Raw genomic sequence first — 1,916 nt, 5'->3', positions numbered from 1 at the left:
CCCGCTGAGTTCATTCAGCCTGACTTCATCGATCTGGATCTTTTCTTCAAGGTTTTTGATAGCAGCAAGGTCTTCGGCCGGTGCTTCCCGCCCCACGTTACTCATGTCGCATGCTTTCTTCAGCACACAGAGAAGGTTCTTGTCCACCTCGATGCTTTTCCGGAGCGCGGCATATTCATCGATAATTCCGCTCTCCACGCCAGCATCCTGTGCGCCCTGTCTCTCCGCTTTCACGTCACTCCTTCTCGTGAAGACCCGCTGGATCGCCTCCAGGAGCTGTGCCGGGTTTACCGGTTTTGAGACAAAGTCCTCGATGTTGATGGCATGCTGCTGTGTCTCTTCAGGGGTGATCTTCTTTGCCGAGAACATGAGCACGGGGATCTCCCTCGTGTCAGGGGATGCCTTAAGCCGGTCGAGCGTCTCCCAGCCGTCCATGGGCTCCATCATGATATCGAGAAGAATGAGGTCCGGTTTAGTGGTTGCAAGGAGCGCAAGCGCTTCATCGCCGCCGTGGGTAGCTATAGGGTTGAATCCTTTCCGCTTGAGGAGTGCGACCAGCCCGTCCACGATATAAGGACTGTCGTCAACAATCAGGATCGTATCGTTCATATCCCCGTCTCCTCACAGCCATCGCGGGCATGCAGCAGGACAGCATGAAGAACGGTGATTCTCCGCCTGTATCCCGGGTGCCGGGTAGTATGTGCCCCCATAGTATTTTAAAGGTGCCGGGTCTCCGGCGATAATCATTTCAGTGAAGGGGAACCGGACAGTTCTCCCTTGATCTGCTGAAGGCGGGACTCCTGGAACTTGATGTTCATCTCCATACTCTTGATCGCACGGGAGATCTCGTCACTGACCCGTGCCTTTGAGTCATTGAAGTTGTAGGTGGTCTCGAGGATCTTCATGAGACGTTTGTTAACATCGATGCTTTTTGAGAGCCGGGCATACTCGGTGATGATCTCGGTGTCGAATCCCGACTGGCGCGCCATATCCATGTCCGACTTGATGGCCTGCCTGCGGGATAGGACATGCTCGATCGCATCGTACAGCTCGCGGTGGGTGATGGGTTTTAAGACATAGTCCTCAATGTAAATCCCGTATTCCTGCGCCTCGGTCGGGGTGAGCTGTTTTGCGGTGAGCATCAGCACCGGGATATCCTTTGTTGCCGGGTTCTCCTTGATCCGTTCGAGGGTCTGCCATCCGTCGACAGGTTCCATCATGATATCCAGAAGGATGAGATCGGGGGTAACGGTCTTTAAGATCTCGATGCATTCCTCGCCACCATACGCGGCAACGGTGCGGTACCCGCCCCGCTCCAGCATGGTGACAAAGACATCGACAATAAACGGGCTGTCATCAACAACAAGGATCGTGAACATCACATGGCCTCCCCAATCTTCTTTGCCACCGGAAGCAGCGCAGCATGGACGGCAACCGGATCTGCGGAACCGGTAAGGATGGCCGCAATAAGGAAATTCTCCCCGGCACCCATGACAACAATCGTGGCATCCGTGGCGCGGATAGTGACAGATTCCATGGATTTTATCTTGATGATGCTCCCGACAGACTCAGCGGATGCAAGGATCGTTGCTGCGAGAGCGCCAAACCAGGGTTCGTTCAGGTCGCGATCAAAATGCTTTCCGGCAATGATCCCGTCACGGGAGACAAGGGCACAGGCTGCCACCCCGTTGATGGATCGAATCGTTTCAATAAAGGCAGAGATCTTTTCTTTCAACATGCTGCTGCTCCTGCTGCTGCATAACCCTGTGTAATTCAATAATACCCGATAGAACCATAAATACATATTCTTTTTTGTGATTCTGCGATTACGCAGATTTGGGAAAAATAACAGGGATAACGGGGTATGCAGGGAATCGCTGAATTTTTTCTGTGTTTTTGTACTTTTCGGATTGCAT

At 52.9% G+C, this 1,916-nt stretch carries 3 protein-coding genes; all 3 read right to left on the bottom strand.

Going from position 1 to position 1,916, the window contains the following annotated elements; all coding sequences use genetic code 11:
* Positions 1-609 (bottom strand): response regulator (locus CW742_RS11440; RefSeq protein ID WP_292420501.1); only part of this gene is annotated, 609 nt, incomplete at its 3' end.
* Positions 610-743: 134 nt separating this feature from the next.
* Positions 744-1,379 (bottom strand): response regulator, encoded by a 636-nt coding sequence (locus CW742_RS11435; RefSeq protein ID WP_292420500.1) that lies wholly within the window; start codon positions 1,377-1,379, stop codon positions 744-746.
* Positions 1,379-1,738 carry a roadblock/LC7 domain-containing protein gene (locus CW742_RS11430; protein WP_292420498.1) on the bottom strand — a complete coding sequence of 120 codons (360 nt, stop codon included), beginning with the start codon at positions 1,736-1,738 and terminating at the stop codon, positions 1,379-1,381. Before CW742_RS11430 ends, CW742_RS11435 begins: the two co-directional genes overlap by 1 nt.
* Positions 1,739-1,916 lie beyond the last annotated feature (178 nt).

The organism is Methanoregula sp. (assembly GCF_002835825.1).
Lineage (GTDB): Archaea > Halobacteriota > Methanomicrobia > Methanomicrobiales > Methanospirillaceae > Methanoregula.
This window is presented reverse-complemented; position numbering and strand designations above follow the sequence as displayed.

Bases quoted from the DNA above. Each gene is read 5' to 3' on its own strand.
- CW742_RS11430 (WP_292420498.1), bottom strand. From the start codon at position 1,738: ATGTTGAAAGAAAAGATCTCTGCCTTTATTGAAACGATTCGATCCATC.
- CW742_RS11435 (WP_292420500.1), bottom strand. From the start codon at position 1,379: ATGTTCACGATCCTTGTTGTTGATGACAGCCCGTTTATTGTCGATGTC.